The 18,700-nt window shown below is 35.1% G+C and carries 19 protein-coding genes; 7 read left to right on the forward strand and 12 right to left on the reverse strand.

What is annotated here, in order from left to right; translation table 11 throughout:
- Positions 1-3 precede the first annotated feature (3 nt).
- Positions 4-162: a hypothetical protein gene (locus tag ACG94X_RS03975; RefSeq protein ID WP_419382440.1), complete on the reverse strand. Its 159-nt coding sequence runs from the start codon at positions 160-162 to the stop codon at positions 4-6.
- A 129-nt stretch (positions 163-291) separates the two neighbouring features.
- Positions 292-1,695: an aminotransferase-like domain-containing protein gene (locus ACG94X_RS03980; protein WP_419382441.1), complete on the reverse strand. Its 1,404-nt coding sequence runs from the start codon at positions 1,693-1,695 to the stop codon at positions 292-294.
- Positions 1,696-1,849: 154 nt separating this feature from the next.
- On the opposite strand from ACG94X_RS03980, the gene ACG94X_RS03985 reads away from it, so the two are divergent.
- A complete protein-coding gene (locus tag ACG94X_RS03985) occupies positions 1,850-2,671 on the forward strand; it encodes a hypothetical protein (protein ID WP_419382442.1) in 822 nt (273 codons plus the stop codon).
- A gap of 262 nt (positions 2,672-2,933) precedes the next feature.
- Here the strand turns inward: ACG94X_RS03985 and trmB are convergent, their stop codons facing one another.
- Complete coding sequence (gene trmB, locus ACG94X_RS03990) at positions 2,934-3,650, reverse strand: tRNA (guanosine(46)-N7)-methyltransferase TrmB (RefSeq protein WP_419382443.1); 717 nt, start codon at positions 3,648-3,650, stop codon at positions 2,934-2,936.
- Between the two features lie 173 nt (positions 3,651-3,823).
- Between trmB and ACG94X_RS03995 the strand changes: the two genes are divergently transcribed.
- Positions 3,824-6,289, forward strand: coding sequence for an ExeM/NucH family extracellular endonuclease (locus ACG94X_RS03995; protein ID WP_419382444.1), 2,466 nt, complete (start codon positions 3,824-3,826; stop codon positions 6,287-6,289).
- A gap of 236 nt (positions 6,290-6,525) precedes the next feature.
- Here ACG94X_RS03995 and ACG94X_RS04000 read toward each other — a convergent pair whose 3' ends face one another.
- Together ACG94X_RS04000 and ACG94X_RS04005 are read right to left on the reverse strand one after the other, a co-directional pair.
- The gene (locus tag ACG94X_RS04000; protein WP_419382445.1) at positions 6,526-8,469 is read right to left on the reverse strand and encodes a sensor histidine kinase; all 1,944 of its coding nucleotides are present in this window, start codon (positions 8,467-8,469) and stop codon (positions 6,526-6,528) included.
- On the reverse strand, positions 8,415-9,107 hold the full coding sequence (locus tag ACG94X_RS04005; RefSeq protein WP_419382446.1) for a LuxR C-terminal-related transcriptional regulator: 693 nt from the start codon (positions 9,105-9,107) through the stop codon (positions 8,415-8,417). Before ACG94X_RS04005 ends, ACG94X_RS04000 begins: the two co-directional genes overlap by 55 nt.
- Before the next feature lie 801 nt (positions 9,108-9,908).
- On the opposite strand from ACG94X_RS04005, the gene ACG94X_RS04010 reads away from it, so the two are divergent.
- On the forward strand, positions 9,909-10,520 hold the full coding sequence (locus ACG94X_RS04010; RefSeq protein ID WP_419382447.1) for a glutathione binding-like protein: 612 nt from the start codon (positions 9,909-9,911) through the stop codon (positions 10,518-10,520).
- A 246-nt stretch (positions 10,521-10,766) separates the two neighbouring features.
- On the opposite strand, the gene ACG94X_RS04015 is transcribed toward ACG94X_RS04010, so the two are convergent.
- The 6 genes from ACG94X_RS04015 to ACG94X_RS04040 all read right to left on the reverse strand — a co-directional run bounded on the left by ACG94X_RS04015 (position 10,767) and on the right by ACG94X_RS04040 (position 14,387).
- Entirely contained in the window at positions 10,767-11,447 is a 681-nt protein-coding gene (locus ACG94X_RS04015) for a hypothetical protein (RefSeq protein ID WP_419382448.1), read from the reverse strand.
- A 111-nt stretch (positions 11,448-11,558) separates the two neighbouring features.
- On the reverse strand, positions 11,559-12,371 hold the full coding sequence (locus tag ACG94X_RS04020) for a thiazole synthase (RefSeq protein WP_419382449.1): 813 nt from the start codon (positions 12,369-12,371) through the stop codon (positions 11,559-11,561).
- A 24-nt stretch (positions 12,372-12,395) separates the two neighbouring features.
- Positions 12,396-12,593, reverse strand: coding sequence for a sulfur carrier protein ThiS (gene thiS, locus ACG94X_RS04025; RefSeq protein WP_419382450.1), 198 nt, complete (start codon positions 12,591-12,593; stop codon positions 12,396-12,398).
- A gap of 45 nt (positions 12,594-12,638) precedes the next feature.
- On the reverse strand, positions 12,639-13,004 hold the full coding sequence (locus ACG94X_RS04030; RefSeq protein WP_419382451.1) for a DUF423 domain-containing protein: 366 nt from the start codon (positions 13,002-13,004) through the stop codon (positions 12,639-12,641).
- 135 nt (positions 13,005-13,139) lie between these two features.
- Positions 13,140-14,009: an RNA polymerase sigma factor RpoH gene (gene rpoH / locus ACG94X_RS04035; RefSeq protein WP_419382452.1), complete on the reverse strand. Its 870-nt coding sequence runs from the start codon at positions 14,007-14,009 to the stop codon at positions 13,140-13,142.
- A 138-nt stretch (positions 14,010-14,147) separates the two neighbouring features.
- Entirely contained in the window at positions 14,148-14,387 is a 240-nt protein-coding gene (locus ACG94X_RS04040) for a sulfurtransferase TusA family protein (protein WP_419382453.1), read from the reverse strand.
- Between the two features lie 381 nt (positions 14,388-14,768).
- Here ACG94X_RS04040 and ACG94X_RS04045 point away from each other — a divergent pair, with 381 nt between their 5' ends.
- Both ACG94X_RS04045 and rhlB read left to right on the forward strand, forming a co-directional pair.
- A complete protein-coding gene (locus tag ACG94X_RS04045; RefSeq protein ID WP_004822370.1) occupies positions 14,769-14,981 on the forward strand; it encodes a cold-shock protein in 213 nt (70 codons plus the stop codon).
- A 106-nt stretch (positions 14,982-15,087) separates the two neighbouring features.
- Positions 15,088-16,239, forward strand: a complete 1,152-nt coding sequence (rhlB, locus tag ACG94X_RS04050) for an ATP-dependent RNA helicase RhlB (protein ID WP_419382454.1) — start codon at positions 15,088-15,090, stop codon at positions 16,237-16,239.
- Between the two features lie 71 nt (positions 16,240-16,310).
- Here the strand turns inward: rhlB and ACG94X_RS04055 are convergent, their stop codons facing one another.
- Complete coding sequence (locus ACG94X_RS04055; RefSeq protein ID WP_419382576.1) at positions 16,311-16,691, reverse strand: hypothetical protein; 381 nt, start codon at positions 16,689-16,691, stop codon at positions 16,311-16,313.
- A 244-nt stretch (positions 16,692-16,935) separates the two neighbouring features.
- On the opposite strand from ACG94X_RS04055, the gene ACG94X_RS04060 reads away from it, so the two are divergent.
- Complete coding sequence (locus ACG94X_RS04060; protein WP_419382455.1) at positions 16,936-17,511, forward strand: nitroreductase family protein; 576 nt, start codon at positions 16,936-16,938, stop codon at positions 17,509-17,511.
- 62 nt (positions 17,512-17,573) lie between these two features.
- A complete protein-coding gene (locus tag ACG94X_RS04065; RefSeq protein ID WP_419382456.1) occupies positions 17,574-18,647 on the forward strand; it encodes an NAD(P)H-dependent glycerol-3-phosphate dehydrogenase in 1,074 nt (357 codons plus the stop codon).
- The last annotated feature ends 53 nt before the right edge of the window (positions 18,648-18,700 follow it).

The following is an 18,700-nucleotide window of genomic DNA, read 5'->3' on the forward strand; positions in this document are numbered from 1 at the left end:
CAATTAGTTAATTGCAGCGTGATCTAAACCAATAGTGACAACTACGCCAATACAAAATAGCGCGCAATAAACAAAAAACCATAGAATCATGCGTTTGAAAGCTTTGTCAGAAATAGAACTATCCGCATATTGTGGTTTTTTAGGGCGTTTATCATCGTTCATCATAAAATCTCTTTATGCTTAATATAGTAGAATTATGTGGTGAAAATCCCCAATTCACTAGATACAAAATATTAGAAAAAAACTATAACAGATTAACTGTTAATATAAAATCTGTTATAAAAACTATTCTCATTGATTGATGTTGATTTTCACAATTTCGATTAATTTGTCCAAAGCATTTTGTATTTTTTCATTCATTTCAAAAGAGCAATTTATGCGGATAAAATGATTTTGCTGATTGGTAATATTAAACAGATTACTGGGAGCAACACTAATATTGTGCTGTAAAAGTTGTTGGTAAATCAGTTCACTATCCATATATTCAGGTAATTCAATCCAAAGGAAATAACCTGAAGGATAATAAATTGTTTTACATTGCTCAGGTAAATGACTTTTAAAATAGTTAAAATACTGTTTTTTATAGCGTTGTAATGTAGAGCGTAATGTTTTTAAATGTTTTTCATAATGCCGATGTGAAAGATATTCAACTAAGGCATTTTGAATAAACGGATTGACCGAAAGTGTACTCATTAACTGAATATGCTGAATATTTTCAGAAAATTTACCTGCATAAACCCATCCTATTCGGAAACCAGCGCCAAGTGTTTTTGAAAATGATGAACAATGTAAAACCCAATTTTGTTGATCAAAATATTTCATGGACAGTGGTTTTTTTTGATCATAATAAAGTTCTTCATAGACATCATCTTCGATTAAATAAATTTGATATTGATTCAGTAACTTAGCAATTTTGAGTTTAATTTCATCACTGACTGTAAAACCAATTGGATTGTGACTATTTAACATCAGCAAACAAACTTTGATTGGATATTTTAAAATCGCTTGTTCAAATGCTGCCAAATCAATCCCATGTTCAGGATGCTCAGGTATGGTAATTACTTTTAGCCCGAGCCGTTCAGCAGCTTGCCATGCGCCGTAAAAAATGGTTTGTTGCAGTAAAATGTAATCGCCTGTTTGTGTTAAGGCTTGCAGCGACAGATTTAAGGCATCTAAGCCACCTGAAGTGATGACGATATCAGAAGGATCAGTTGGAATACCTTGCATGGCATAGCGTTGAGCTATGATTTTCCTGAGTGCATAATTACCAGGTGGTAAACTGGGTGTCTGCTCATAACTACGGCGTTGTCTGGCCAATTGACCGAGCGATTGAATGAGTTTTGGCGAATAAAGTAGTTGGCTATTAGGAAATGCAGAGCCTAATGGAATAATAAATTCAGATTGCAGCGATTTTAAATATTTAAAAACAATAGAGTTAATTTCAATTTTGTCATTGATAGCGAGTACAGGATTGAGCCTTGTCGAGTGTTGTTCTGCTACAAAATAGCCAGATTTTGCTTTTGAATAAATTAAACCTTGCGCTTCTAATTCTTGGTAAGCATTCATCACGGTAATTAAACTTAAACCTGATTGCTCAGCTTGCTGGCGTAGCGAGGGCAGTTTTTCATGCGCTCTCCATGTGCTATTTTCTATGAGTTGTTTAAGACTATGCGCCAGTTGTTCAGATTTATACATTGAAGAATACAGCCGAAAAAATGAAATTTTAATATAACAGATTAGATAAATTCGGCTCAATCTGTTATATTTTTTTTATCGGTTTTTGTAGCTACATTTACCTCTTGTTTATTCTCAAAATAGTGGATAGGAACAATTGATAAATGGTGGGATAATGTTTGTTACAACTCAGTTAAATGCGCTTAACAACATTTTGACCGAAAAAGAATGTTCTGAGACTGTGATTAATCGCTTGGATCAATATTTTGTGAATATTGAAGCGACTTTGCTCAGAGCCAAAGTTTTACGTGATTTTTCGAAACAAAAGAATCACGCTATTATTCAGACTACGATTACAGAAAATGACATGAGTTTAGCTTATCTATTTTCCGTATTTGTTTTAGCAAATTTAAATAAAACAACAATTTATATGACCCCACTTACAGCCCAAATTCAACACATCCTACAACCATTTTATCAAGTTGAAAAAACGTTAAACCTTAAGCAAGAGACTGTTTTAGAAAGTTTGAATTTGTTTTTAGATTTTAGCAATGATGGATTTAATGATGTAGATTTTATTTATCTACAACTCATCAAGGCACTGACAAATGCAGAGGTTTCAACTGTTTTTTTAATTACAGATCAGTCTGTTCAACTCAAAAATATTATTGAAATAGAGCACTTTTTAAATGTACAAATTCTTATTATTCAAACAAAAAAGCAAGATTTAGATATCCAACAATTGAAAATGCAAAAATTACTCTTCAAAAGTAAGGATGATTTACATCATTCATTATCGAACCAATTTGCAGAAATAAATGCGCAACTGCTTTATTTATCAGGTTTATATCAATTGAAAGATGCCAAAAACTTGATTGAAGACATGTTTTATTCAGAACATATTTACGAAAAATTATCAGTTTATGCAGAGTTTATGCAAACCAAGATTCAAAATGATGCGCAGACTTTAAAGTTATTATTCACATTAAGCGCTTAATTCTGAATATAAAATAGTTTCTATTCATCATTTACTAATTTTAGCAAAGTGTTTAAATCGTTATAACTGAAGTGTAGAAATACGTGAAGTGTTTTGAATGAAATGATTAGAGAATTTGTTGAGTCAGGATTATTATTGTCTATGTGATTTGCAGGTTAAAGTTCAAGTAGCTCACTTTTATTTTGATCACATTTTAAATAAAAAAGAGATAAATATCAAATACTTACCTCTTAATCAAAACTATAATCAATTGCTATTTAAATTAATTAATTTTCTTGAAAAGAAAGTCATTAATCTTATGTCCAGCTTCTATACCACGGCGCTCAAATTTAGTTTGTGGACGCCATTCAGGGCGAGGGTAGCTATTCCCTTTACCTGCTAGGTTCTCTAAACGTGGACGATTGTCTAAAACGTCAAGCATCCATTCTGCATACGGTTCCCAGTCTGTTGCAGCATGAAAAGTTCCACCGATTTCAAGTTTTTCTTCAACCAGTGGCATACGGTCATGCGAAACAAAACGACGTTTAAAATGACGTTTCTTTTGCCAAGGATCAGGGAAGTAAAGTTGAATCGTATTGATGCTGTTGTCTGGCATTTCACGTAATACTTGAATTGCATCTGCATCTAAAACACGTAAATTTTTAACTTCTGCGACACTTGCCTCATATACGCATTGCGCAATCCCTGGAATATGTACTTCAATCCCAATGAAATTACGTTCAGGAAAGGCTTTTGCCATAAGTACCAATGAACGGCCCATACCAAAACCAATTTCTACAGTTAATGGATGTTCAGGATGTTCAAAATGCTGGCGTAAGTCACCAACTGGGTATTCCAAAATTAAATCGTGATGTTGTTCAAGCGCAGTACGTTGTGAGGTATTTAGCGGCATCGTTCTACGCATATATGTCACAATTTCACGGTGCTCATGCAAATTGTCTAACTCTACAACTTGCGCTTCAATTTGATCGTTCGACATAAGCAGGGTAATACTAAAAATCTAAAAGGCGTATTGTAAGACTTGAGCCTAGCAAGTCAAATTTTTTGATATATTCTATGAAAATTAATCCATATAAAAATGTCATAAAATATTCATGCAGTTGTCATTTATAAAAACTAACCTGCTTGGAATTTAAACAAAAGTTCAAAAATATGAAATTTTTAAAACCTCGTACACTAGCGCTTAGCCTTGCAGTTTTAGGTTGTTCATTCTCTGCTTCTGCACAATTGATGTTTAGCCAATATATTGATGGCTCGGCGAATAGAAAAGGCTTGGAAATTTATAATCCAGATACAGCAACAGTGAATTTAGCAGATTACGAAATCCGTCAGTTTAATAATGGTGAAGCTGTTAAATATCTGTCATTTCCATTGCAGGGTAGTTTGGGGAGTAAAAGTAAATTTTTGATAGGGCGCTCTGAATTACAAGCTGCTATTGGGGCAAAAGTGAATCAAGTAGCAAATTTAGGATTCAATGGTGATGATGCTTTAGTTCTTTATTATAAAGGTACGCCAGTAGATCGCTTTGGGCAATTGGGCGTGTTACCAACAACTGGTTGGGGAACATCGCTAACAGCTGTAAAAAATAGTTTTGAACGAATCAAAAAGGGCAATGATGTGGCATCTATTGATCCAACTGCTCAATTTAATTTAGAGGTTGAATGGTCAAAATGGTCTGATCAGAATGCATTTGATACATATCTAAATAGCGGAACAACAACGCCGCCTTTAATCACTCTGAGTTGTAGTGCTACAGATACACCCATTGCAGATCTACAGTCTGCTAAGCAAAATCAGCAATATACAGTTCGTGGTGTCATTACCGCAGATTATCGTTATGAAAATGGTTTTTCAGGGGTATATATTCAGACTGTTGATAGTAAAGCGAAAGCAAATCTAAGTAATGCAATTTTTGTCTATTTACCTGCGGGTAGTGCTGTGATTGGTGGGAAGTTTGGGGAAGAGGTTATTTTGAAAGGGCGTTTAACAGCGTATCAGAATCAGCTTCAATTAGATGAATTAAGTAGTCATATTCAAACGTGTAATACAAGTGCTGCAAACCTTATCAGCGCTCAATCTATCCAACTGCCATTTTCCAGTTTGACCGATACAACAGGCAACGCCCCGAAACGTTACCAAGGCATGTTGGTTAAAATTCCACAGAACTTAACGGTCAGTGAAAATTACAATTATGGTCGTTACGGTGAATTATCACTTAGTTTAGGGCGTCTTTATATTCCGACCAATTTATATCCTGCAAAATCTGCTGAAGCTGTGAATTTAGCCAAACAAAATTTATTGTCTAAAATTATTTTGGATGATGGCTATAATAATCAGAATAGAACACCGTGGTTACCAGAAAAATTCAGTGCTTTAAATACCTTACGTGCAGGTTACCAAGTTAAAAATGTAGAAGGTATTTTAGAATATCGTTTTGGTGCATGGCGGATTCAGCCAATACAGGGTAGGCTCGCTCCTGAGGTTATTAGTACTAGCAATGAGCGTAAATCAAGTCTTCTTGCCAAAGACAGTCGTCAAGTTCGTGTCGCTTCTTTTAATGTCTTGAACTACGATAATGGTTTAGAAAAAGGTTTTCCAACTGAGCGTGGTGCGACGACACAAGCTGAATTTGTTAAGCAACATAGTAAAATTGTCAGCGCATTAAAAAGTATTGATGCTGATGTGTATGGTTTGATGGAAATTGGCAATAATGGTTATAGTGAAAATAGTGCAGTAGCTTACTTAACGAAAGCTTTAGGTATCGACTGGAAATACGTGATTCCACCTAATACTGTTAAATTAGGTACAGATGCGATTGCTGTGGCGATTATCTATAACAGTAAAAGGGTAAAACCCATCAATGCTGCTGTAGTTTATGATGATTTAACTCAGAAAAATCGCGTGACTATGGCACAGACTTTCCAAGCGGTATCAGGGGGTAAGATATTTACAATAGTCCCCAACCATTTGAAATCTAAAGGCAGTTGTCCAGATGATAAAACGGTAGCAGATGCAGATCAAAATGATGGTCAAGGTTGCTGGAATCCTACACGTTTAACCGCAGTGCAAAGATTGATGCAGTGGATTGCAACCAATCCAACCAAAGTGGAAAAGCCAAATTATTTATTGGTTGGTGATATGAATAGCTATGCTAAAGAAGATCCAATTTTGGCTTTTGAAAAAGCCAATTATAAAGTCTTACTCAATGATGAAAAAATTGGTCAAGGAAAATCTGCATATAGCTATGTATTTGGTGTCGCAAGTGATGCTAATGGTAACGGTGGTGCAGGAAATTTAGATCATGCAATTGCTGATGCGACCTTATATCCACTGGTGAAACGTACTTTTGCATGGCATATCAATGCAGATGAGCCAACGGCACTGGATTATAATGATGAATTTAAGAACGATGCACAAAAGATTGCTTTTTATAATGCCGATGCGTTCCGTTCTTCAGATCACGATCCAGTTATTGTCGATTTAGATTTGAATGACGTTACTACAGGTTCAGATTCGAAAGATACTCATGGCGGTGGTACGGGGGTGTGGTCGTTATTAGGATTAATTTTATTAACAATGTCATTAGTCTTTAAGCGGGCCAAAAAAGTAAGTTCTTGAAGTAAATTGGGTGATTGATAAATTAAAAAAGAGAAGTAATAAATACTTCTCTTTTTTGTTGATTTTGAGTGTTTGATCTTATTGTCATCATTTAAATGACTAATCTAGTCTGAATAAATTAATATTTAATTCATCAGTGATTCAATTTAATCATTTAGATATTTACAGTAAATAGTTAATCGTGAAAAATAAAATAGCTGTCACTTACTAGGGGAAAATATTCAGTTGAATATTAATCATTCACATATAGCTCTTTGTGGAACAATTGCACGGATAACTGTGAGACCAGTTTCAGAACTAATATGAAAGTCTCCTCCAATCCGTTTCACACGAACTTGCATACTTTGTAAACCGACATGTAGTCCTTCTTGAACAGAATCAGCCACAAAACCTATACCATTGTCTCTAATTTCTAAAATGATTCGATATTGAGCATCTTGGGTTAAAGATACTTCTACATCCGTTGCTTGACTATGTTTGATAATATTGGTCAAAGCTTCTTCTGCAACGCGTGAAAGGGTTAAACAATGCAGTGCGATAGGTGTAATATTCCAGTGGTTTGCAAAAATCCAAGTGGACTCTATATCCATTTCCTCAAATAATTGAACAAAGCGGTGCCTGAGTGGTGCGACCCACAACACTGGACTTGTAGGAATTTTTACACCAATACTTGAGCCTGTATCGATGACCTGCCTTAAATCATTACGTAATAATTTAAACATAGACATCACTTGGCTTTTTTCAACTTTTTCAGAGTGATCTAATAAAATCATAGAACGTACCAGCGAACCACCCAAACCATCATGTAATTCATGGGAAAGGTTTAAACGCTCTTGCAAACGCATATTATCTATTTCAAGTTGGTATTTTTTATCTAAAGATTGTTCGAGATCGAATGTAACTGCTTCTACAGTATCTTTTAATGTTTCATTAAAGGTTTCAATACGATGCATATTTTTGGAAATTCGTAGTGCAAGAATAATCGAAATTGCAACACTGGTAATTGGAGCGGAAAAAGGAGTCCACATTAAAGCAGTTAGGTTCTGTGTCATAATAAGCACTAAGTCATGTATGATTATGATGATAAAAGTCAGAAAAACAGCTGCGAGTAAATATACGTCAAATTTCTGTTTTTTATAGGCAATCCATTGTGTGAATAGACAATTTAGTATGAAAATGATACAGCTAGACAGAAATGAAATATTGAGAACTGTCAAAATATGATGATCGGGTATAAATATTAATAATATGCTTAACAAAATTGTGAATACTGCAAGAATTCTTTCCATTATTCGAAATTTAGCATTAGAAAATCGCCAAACAAATAAGCAAAATGTATATGTGTAACATAATAAAAATACAAGGTTAAATCGTGAAAGTGTCAGGCTATCATTAAATGGAAATGGTGTTGTGATAATCATGTTTGCGATAAATAAGGCCCAAAAAATACAACTGAATGCAAACCATCCAAAAGCAACTTCTTGACGACGAAATATCCAAATTAAAAAGCAGATCATGCCTAAAATACAGGTAATCAATAGATTGATTGCATACAATGTTCTATTTTCAAATACTGCTTGTCCATGTTGATTTGTTATATTTTCAACATTTCCAATCTGGATATGACCTAGACCTGAATGCTGAGATTGTAATCCAACTACTCTCACTAAAATTTCATTTTTCCCTTGTTTTAATGAGCTTGAAGGTAAAACCCAATAACGCGGCATGTTCCAGCTACGTGATAAAGGCTCGATCAATGATTTATCGCGCCAAATCAGTTCATTGTTATTATAGACAACCCCTGCAAGGGTTATTCGTTCAATAAGTACAGCAAATGGATGATTATATTGATTATTAGCACAATGGTATTGCCATGTTATTTTATACCAAGCAGATCCAGAGTAATCTTTCCAGCGGGAGTCCCAATCATCGGGTAATTTGACATCTTGCCAACCATTTTGCGGTGCTCGTGTTAAATCTGGATCAGCTTTGACCACTTGGGTATTTAAAATCTGAACAGAGCAGGCGCTGTCTAAATGGTCTGAGTGTAATTCTAACTTTTGATTTACATAGGTTTCTTTCGTGAAACCTAGTGAAAAACTCGTGCATAAAACAACAAATAGACTTAGTCGAGTAAACCAAGATTGCGTGCTGTATCGATTGCTTTGGCTCTGTTGCATACAGCAAGTTTCCGATAAATATGTTTAATATGCGATTCAACGGTATAACGTGACAATGTAAGATGGTCAGCAATTTCCTTATTGCTTAAACCTTGTGCGACTAATTCTAAAATTCCCAATTCGCGCTTAGATAGTATACTTTCATTATCTGTTATTTTTGAGTCACTTAAGTTTTTATTTGGCGTGCTTCTACCATTAAATTGTAGTTGTTTTAAAATCTTTTGCGCAATAAATGGATCTATGGGGGCACCACCACGTAAAACACTGCGAATTGATAAAGTAACCTCTAAATCATCCCGTTCTTTTAAAACATAACCTGTTGCACCTGCACTTAAAGCATCCAATATGGCATCTTCAGTACTCCATGCAGAAATGACTAATATGGTGATAGTAGGGTCGTATTTTTTTAAAGTTTCAATAAAATCAACGCCATTTCCATCTGGCAAACCTAAGTCAACCAGTGCAAATGAGGCCGAATGTGTCAGTAATTGTTCATTGGCTTGAGCTAAATTTTGGGCAAAACGTAAATCTGATATTGAGTATCCAATATTGATTAATATATTTGTCAGCCTTTTTTGTATCAGTGGTTCATCTTCAACAATGATCACGGGTACAGGTAAACTTAACTCATTGTTCATGATGTAAAAAACTCATCTATGTCTATTTATTCATTTTTTCAGGTATTTAAAAATTTAGCTATACCTGATAATAGGTATTTTTGAAAATTATGGACCTAAATCTACATATTTTTTATTTAGAAGAATTAAATGTTTCATTAAATATAAATTATTTATTTTCAATTGGTTGTAATAAGTTAACTATGCCTGCAATGTTGGATGGAGGCTCAAAAAATTCCAAAACTGCAGGTTATTGTTAAGTATGTTTTTTAAATTATTTTTTCTGAATATTGTTTCGAATAATATTAACTATTTTGCAACTTATGAATCATTTTTGATGTAAAAGTTGAAATATGAGTTTACGTTAAAAGTATGTTATTTATATTTTAGTTACGGCTTCGATATAAAATCATAAGCTTTTTGGTATAGACCGCAATTGATCTAATAATGTATCGCTTGTGCATTCCTCCAATAATAATCAAGGATAATTTAGATTTACCTGCGAAGCGGTTACAACCGCAATTGCAGGAAAAGTGATGAATTTAGATGAGTAATAACCCGAAGGCATATCTTGTAAATATTCGTTTGAATTTTCAGACTAATGATTTCAAAAATTTCATCATTCTTTAAAGGTGCGTATGTTAAAACATCTTTTAGTCAAAAATAGGTAAGTTTGACTTGAAAAAGTCTTCATTTTGCGGAATATTCAAGATGTAACGGAATTTACAATTTTTACGCTTATTTGCAAATTTTATTTTTTAAAACTTGAAATTAGATCATAAGCCCTTTAAAACTTAAATAGTCATATAACAAGGATTAGATATGAAGTTGTATTATTCTCCAGGCGCGTGTTCTTTAGCTGCCCATATTTTATTGAATGAAATTAATGTTGATTTTGACTTAGAACGAGTTGATTTAAAAACGCATAAAACAGAAAAAGGTGCAGATTATTATGAAATTAATCCTAAGGGTTATGTGCCTGCTTTAGAGATTAATCCAGGTTTGATTTTGACTGAAAATGTTGCAGTTCTTCCATTTATTGCACAACATGACCCAAAACAAGATTTGATTCCACCATCAGGTTTAGGGCGTGCAAAAGTTTTAGAGTGGTTAGGGTATTTAAATTCAGAGTTACATGATGAATATGCAGTATTTTTTGATCCAAAAATTACAGAAGATGAAAAAGTACGTGGTTATGCGACAATCAATAAAATGTTGAAATATATTGATGATTATTTGGGTGAGTCTGAATACGACTATCTGGTGAATGATCGCTTTGGTCCAGCAGACGCTTACCTTTTTGTGCTGACAAATTGGTCAAATGTCATTCATCATGACTTAACACCATTTACCAATATTATTGCTTTACGTAATAAAGTTGCGGAACGCCAGTCTGTACAAATTGCGATGCGTGATGAAGGCTTAATTCCTTAATCCGTCTATAAAGTCATGTTAAATAAAATAGCCTGAATCATAAGAGGATGAAATAAGGCTGTTTTATTATTCAAATTCATAACAGTGATTAAACTTAACTTGTTCTAATTGAAACGAATAACTTTTTTTGATTTGGCATCATTTTACTATTTTATGCTGATTGCGTATTAGCCTAAGTTGAATTGCCTCAGGTAATCGATGTTCAAATAAAAGTAATTTTTGTTTTATCTTCAGATTTTTAGGAATCTATTGAATCATTTGTTTGAGGAAATCATCACTTTGATACAATGTTATTTTATCCAATGTGTGGATGGGTAATGCTTTTAATCTAGACCAACGTACTGTTAGTTGGATTTCATTCAGACTGATGTTTTGAAGTGTGGTTTTCATTTTACCTGTTTGAAAATTTCCACTGATTATTTTTTCTTCACCATTATTTTTTTGTAGATAATCATATTCAAATCCAATCAATTTAAATTGTGATCGATGATATTGAAAGCGATAAGTCGAAATGATCCCATAGCTATTTGAACAAGTATTCATTTCCTCAAATGCTATATTTAGTACATTATTTTGAATACTTAACCCACCACTTAATAAAGCATCATTTATACAATTTTTAGCATCGCTATAGCTCCAATTGGGGATCTGTTTAGTTAAAACGGAGCGAAGTTGCGATTTTTGATTGAATAAAATAATCAGTTTACGATTGCGTTGATGTTTAGGTTGGATGATCAATACATTATCTTTCATCCCATCATTATTTAAATCACCATTTGCTTGTGAAATAATTTCCCAGTTTTTGGGAATGAATTGTTGTAATTGACTTTTTTGTGATTCTGTCGCGAGTGAATTTGCAAAACACATTGGAGATAATGTAAGTAGGCTGAAAGCACTTATGACTTGGATTAGTTTTATTTTCATCATCAGGTTAGCTCAATTATTTTTACATCATATTAAAGTATAAAAAGGATGCCGCAGCATCCTTTTGTATTGTCATTTTCATCATCCGTAAATTTAAAACAATTTTGGAATACTTTACTTAAAAAAATAACCTGTTTCAGGTGAGCTGGCACTTGCCATACGTTTACGTGGCATACGACCTGCTAGATAGGCTTCACGTCCTGCTTCAACAGCCTTTTTCATTGCAGATGCCATGAGTATAGGGTTTCGTGCAGCAGCAATCGCCGTGTTCATTAAAACACCGTCACAACCAAGTTCCATGGCAATTGCAGCATCGCTCGCAGTGCCTACGCCTGCATCGACCAATACAGGTACTTTGGCATTTTCTTTAATGATTGAAAGGGTGTGTGGATTTAAAATCCCTAAACCTGAACCAATTAAGCTACCCAACGGCATGATTGCGACACAGCCCATACTTTCTAGCTCTTGTGCAACAATTGGATCATCTGAAGTGTAAACCATCACTTCAAAACCATCATCAATTAAAGTGCGAGCGGCTTTTAAGGTATCAATTACATTCGGGTAAAGGGTTTTTTCATCACCCAAAACTTCAAGTTTTACCAAGTTATGACCATCTAAAAGTTCACGAGCGAGCATACAGGTACGCACGGCACTATTGGCATCAAAGCAGCCTGCGGTATTTGGTAAAATCGTATATTTATCTGGTGGAAGTATTGATAATAAATTCGGTTGGTCAGGGTTTTGACCAATATTGACGCGACGAATTGCAACCGTAACGATCTCTGCACCACTGGTTTGAATGGCTAAATCGGTTTCTTTCATATCTTTATATTTACCTGTGCCGACAAGTAAACGTGATTTGAACGTGCGTGAACCGATAATCAGCGGCGAGTCTTGGTTACTCAATGTATTGGGAAGGTCTTGCATGGGCTTACTCCATTTTTAGCCAATTTAGCCGCCACCGACAGCTTGAATAATTTCAATACGATCTTTTTCCGCAATTGGGGTTTGTTCAAGTTTGCTTTTAGAAATAATCATTTCATTCATTTCAACAGCAAAACGCTTGCCCTCAAGTGAAAGCTCTTGAATAAGTTGCAAAAGATTTTGGCAAGCCGTTTCTTGTGATTCACCATTTAAGAAAATTTGCATATAAATTCCGTTTGTGCAGTAAATGAAAGAATGTATTTAAAATATTTACTTTGCATATTTAAATGCATTCCATGCAAGGATTAACCAACCTGCAATCATCAATGCACCACCAAAGGGGGTAATTGCACCTAAACCACGAGGTAAGCCAAGCGCCATAATATAAAGTGATCCGCAGAATAAGAAAATACCCATTTGGATCAATAAAAAACAGGTTTTAATAGGAAGTTGTGGAATCACTTTATTCAGAATAGCAAGTGCAAAAAGCCCGAGTGCATGGTAGAAAAAATAATCAGTTGCAGTGTGCCACCAGCCCAGTTGTGCTTCATTTGCATGGTTTTTTAAGCCGTGCGCGCCAAAAGCACCGAGTATTACCGCAAAAGCTAAGTTTAAGGCTGAAATTGCAATCCACATAAGTCAGTCATCTGCATAAATTTTCGCACAACATTAACATAATTTTCGTCAATGGATAAAGCTGAAATCTTTGTACACCCAAGCTCTGGATAAAAATAAAAGGGCATTTAGCCCCTTTATTGAAAATACAAAAAATTAATTGGATGACATTGCGACCTTAATCTTTTCCATCGCATTTTTTTCTAACTGACGAATACGTTCCGCAGACACATTATATTCAGCAGCCAGTTCATGGAGTGTAGATTTATCATCATCTAACCAACGGCGTTGTAAGATATTACGTGAACGATCATCAAGTTTTTGCATTGCATCTTGTAGCGCTGCCGTACTTTGATTCTCGTAGTCTTCTTCTTCTACAAGTCGTGCAGGGTCATAACGATTATCTTCAAGATAAAGCGCAGGGGCAACATAGGTTGATCCTTCATCGTCATCCTCACCCTGCGCTTCAAATGCGGCATCATAGGCAGTCAAACGACCTTCCATTTCCAACACTTGCGCAGGGGTTACATTCAAATCGTTAGCAATAGATTTGGCTTCTTCAAGTGTTAATTTTTTACTCGATTTTTTTAAGCTACGTAAATTAAAGAATAGTTTACGTTGTGCTTTGGTTGTTGCAATTTTGACAATACGCCAGTTTCGAATCACATATTCATGAATTTCGGCTTTAATCCAATGCACAGCAAATGACACCAAACGCACGCCCATGTTGGGGTCAAAGCGTTTAACTGCTTTCATTAAACCAAGATTACCTTCTTGGATGAGGTCACCTTGTGGTAAACCATAACCTGCATAACTACGGGCAATATGAATCACGAAACGTAAGTGAGACATGACTAACATTTTCGCAGCATCTAAATCCTGATCATAATAATAACGATTCGCCAACTCTTTTTCTTGTTCGGCTGTCAAAATAGGAATCTGATTTACAGTGCTAATATAAGCACCCAGATTTACACCTGGCGCAGATAAGGACAGGGGCATCAATTGATTGCTGCTGTCACTCATGAGTTCTCCTTATAGGAATTTCTTTGTATTACCGATGCATTCATCATAATTCGAATAACACAGATAAGTAAGGAAATTTGGGTATAGAAATGTAAAATTTTATGCAAATTTGCAAAGTTAAATTTTAAACGAAAATAATTAAGATTCAATTAAGTAATGAAACTCTTTAGGGGATAATTTAGTCAATTGGCAACCTAAATTGTTTATTTGACAATAACGCATAATGTCAATTTCACTATGCGGGTCAGATGACAATAGTAAAAACATTTGCTGTGAATCCGCTTTTTTTAATTCACGCTTTAACATCAATAACGGCATGGGGCAGGGTTTACCCATACTGTTTATTTCGATAGGCATTTGACCTAAAGGATCATTCATTTTATAGAGAATACAGCATTTTTATGGAATATCTATTCTAACAAGAATAAAGTCGTGACCCAAATAAATTTGCAAATTTCTTTAAAAAATACAAATGAAAAAATTAAAGTCAAGATAAATTAATCGTGAAAATTGAAATAATTATCAAAAAAAAATCTATTATTTGTATTTAACCCATGTTAAGCTCGTTGCGTATTTAGGATTTCTTGGAAGCAATTATTGTTTCAATCCTACCTTACAAACGGATGTAACCCAGGATTTTGTTAATAGTTTTACAGAATGATTACAAGCTTTGAAATTAAAAAATATTTTAAAACTTCGTTTGCTCTGCTGTTTGCAACACCGGGTGGTCCCTTTTTCTTAATAACTGAGGATTAACTTATGACAGCTCGTGAACAAGGCGTAGTTAAATGGTTCAACGACACTAAAGGCTTCGGCTTTATTCAACGTGCAGGCGGTGATGACGTATTTGTTCATTTCCGTGCTATTCAAGGTGATGGTCATCGTTCACTTCGTGACGGTCAACGCGTTGAATTCAGTGTTGTACAAGGCCAAAAAGGCTTCCAAGCTGAAGAAGTACAACCTTTAGATTAATCTTAAATTATTAAAATTTAAGTGGCGCTCCAATTTTTAGTGAATTGGGGCGTTTTTTGTTTATAATGGGCGCAATTTAAAGTGTCTAATCTTAGAGCTCGTATATATGTCATCAGGTTTCGAAACCCTTAATTTACATCCGCAACTTCAACAAGCGATCGATGCTTTAGGGTTTAGTGAAATGACCCCAATTCAGCAAAAAGTATTAAAATATACTTTAGCAGGTCATGATGCAATTGGGCGTGCCCAAACAGGCACTGGAAAAACAGCAGCATTTTTAATTAGTATTATTAATGATTTACTTAATAATCCAGTTTCAGAACCGCGTTTTCGTGGTGAGCCTCGTGCGTTGATTTTAGCGCCGACGCGTGAACTTGCGATTCAAATTGAAAGTGATGCAAAAGAGTTGGTGAAATTCACCAATTTAAATGTCATGACATTGGTGGGTGGTGTAGATTTTGATAAGCAACGTAAGCAACTGAATCAAAACTTTATTGATATTATTGTAGCAACACCAGGTCGTTTAATTGATTTTACCGAGCAAAAAGAAATTTGGTTGGATCAAATTGAATTTTTAGTGATTGATGAGGCAGACCGTTTGTTGGATATGGGCTTTATTCCATCAGTGAAACGTATTGTTCGTTTTTCACCACGTAAAGAGCAGCGTCAAACACTCATGTTTTCTGCGACATTTAGTTATGATGTTCTAAACCTTGCACAGCAATGGTTACATGAACCTGTAACGGTTGAAATTGAACCTGACAAGAAAACCAATGCAGACGTTGAGCAGCGCGTTTATATGGTTGAGAAAAAAGATAAATATAAGCTATTGCGTCAAGTTTTAGCGGATGAGCCTATTGAGAAAGTGATGATTTTTGCTAATCGTCGTGATCAAGTGCGTAAACTGTATGATCATTTAAAAGCAGATGGTTACAAAGTAGTGATGCTTTCTGGTGAGATTGCACAAGATAAGCGTTTGAAAATGCTTGATCAATTTAAAAATGGTCAACATAACATTATGATTGCAACAGATGTGGCAGGTCGTGGTATTCATGTTGATGGTGTTTCACACGTGATTAATTTCACATTGCCAGAACAGTCGGATGACTATGTACATCGTATTGGTCGTACAGGTCGTGCTGGAGCGCAAGGTGTAAGTATTAGTTTCTTATCTGAAGATGATGCTTTTAATTTACCAACTATTGAGAAAGCAATTGGTCAGAAATTGCCATTAACTCGATTGGAAGGTTATTGTTAATTTAAAGTCTTAAAAAAAACCTTCTCTTTTAAGCGGCGAAGGTTTTTTTATGAGTGTAACTACTGCTAGATTTAATTTGCTTTACAGCTAAAGGTCAGCGTGCTTTGATAGTCTGTGTCTTTTTCAATGGCATTGTTTTTACCCATAATTGAACCTAAAACACCAGCGGCAGTGGTAATTAATTTTCCTGTTTTTTCATCGACAACACCTTTTAGTGCGCCGTTATATTCAGTTTTTTCATCGATTAAAACGGGAGTTCCTTTATTGCCGCAGGTTTTGTTGGCAGCAATAATGGCGTTATTTTTTGCAGTAATTTGATCTTTGCCTAAACCTGTGACTTCGTATTGATTATCTGCTTTTTGAATTGCTAATGTTTGAGTTGGATTAGAAGCACAAGCGGTTAGAAATGTTGCAACTATAGACAGTGTTAAAACTCCAAATACATTTTTCATATTCATCTTCTATCTCATTGTTAAAGTAATTTAAATTCTTGTTATTTGAACATAAAAATTAATTTAATATTGAGAATCATGTATGAGATTTGCTTTTTTCTTACGTTTTAATGTGAAAAATATACCTGGCAAGATATTTAATTTATTAGATATTTAAATTATTTCACATTGTTATGCTATTACGATTTTTTAAGAGTGTGTTAATCTTGGAAGGAACATTTTTGAATAGATAATAGATAGGTCAATGTCGGATTCAGACTTTAAAGCAGTACATGATAATATTCATCAACGTCAATCTATTGGGCATTTAGTTGAGCCTGCTCCAACTCATGAGCAATTGAATGTGTCATTCCAGGCGGCATTGACAGCGCCAGACCATCATCGTCTTAAACCGACTCAATTTATTGTTATTGACGGTGAAAATCGTGCAGCTTTTGGTGAACTATTAGCAAAAGCTGTGGCTGATTTAGGTGAGTTGGATTCTGCACAAGTTGAGCGAGTAAAGCATCATCCATTTCGTGCACCTATTTTGGTTCTTGCAGTTACTAAATTTCAAGATCACGCTAAAGTGCCTTTTTTTGAGCAGACTTTAAGTACGGGCGCGGCTGTGCAAAATTTTCTACTTTCTATGCAGGCGCAGGGTTTTGCGACAATATGGCGTAGTGGGGCTGTGGTTGAATCTACTTTATTGAAAAAAGCTTTGGGGTTGGCAGAGCGTGATTTAATTTCTGGCATTATTTATGTTGGAACGGCAGTGAAAGAGATTGCACCAAGAACAGAAATTGATAGCGCACAATATGTTGAATTTTGGAAAGCTTAATACTTTGCATTGATTAATTTGAATTGATCTTTTTAAGAAATAAATTTTTAGGGATAACAATGATGTCGGATTTGCAATTTAAAGATTTGGTTGAACCTGTAGCAGTAGATCAGAAAACAGCATTGAGAGTGACTGTCTTGGGCGGCGGTAGTTTTGGTACGGCGATGGCAAATACTGCTGTGCGCAATGGCTGTGACACTATGATTTGGATCCGAGATGAAGCAATTGCCAATGAAATTAATGCAACGCATGTCAATAAACGTTATTTACCAGACTTTCAATTGGAAGCAGGTTTACGTGCTGAATCAAATTTAGAAAAAGCAGTACGTGATCGTGATATTATCTTAGTTGCAATCCCAAGTCATTCATTTCGTGATGTTTTACGTCAAACAAAACCTTTTATCAGCGCGCAAGCCGTAGTGTCATTGACCAAAGGAATTGAAGCAAAAACCTTTAGTTTTATGAGTGATATCATTCGTGAAGAATTGCCAGAAGTGCCTTTTGGTGTGTTGTCTGGACCAAACCTTGCGAAAGAGATTGTTGCAGGGCAACCTGCGGGAACCGTGATTGCGAGTGATTCGGAATTGGTGCGCTATGCGGTACAGCAGGCATTACATAGTGCACTGTTCCGTGTTTTTGGTAGTGACGATGTGCATGGAGTTGAACTTGGTGGTGCACTTAAAAATATCTATGCGGTAGCAATGGGTATGGCTGCGGCATATAAAGTAGGTGAAAATACCAAGAGTATGATTTTAACCCGTGCGTTAGCAGAGATGAGTCGTTTTGCAGTTAAGCTCGGTGCTAATCCATTAACATTCTTAGGTTTGTCTGGTGTTGGAGATTTATTTGCTACTTGTAGCAGTCCATTGAGTCGCAATTATCAAGTAGGTTTCGCTTTGGGTTCTGGTAAGTCATTGGATCAAGCAACTCAAGAGCTTGGGCAGACAGCAGAAGGGATTAATACTATTATTCAGGTTAATGTGCGTGCAAAAGAACTTGATGTGTATATGCCAATAACGACAGCTTTATACGAAGTTATTTTTGAAGGTGCACCGCCTTTAAATATTGCTGTATCGTTAATGAAAAATGGTCATCGTAGTGATGTGGAATTTGTGCTGCCACACAACGAGGTTTAATTGATTTTTGAATGTACAATCTATTGATAAATATATGTTCAGAGTAAATAAGT

The sequence above is a fragment of the Acinetobacter psychrotolerans genome (assembly GCF_048552595.1).
Classification (GTDB): Bacteria; Pseudomonadota; Gammaproteobacteria; order Pseudomonadales; family Moraxellaceae; genus Acinetobacter.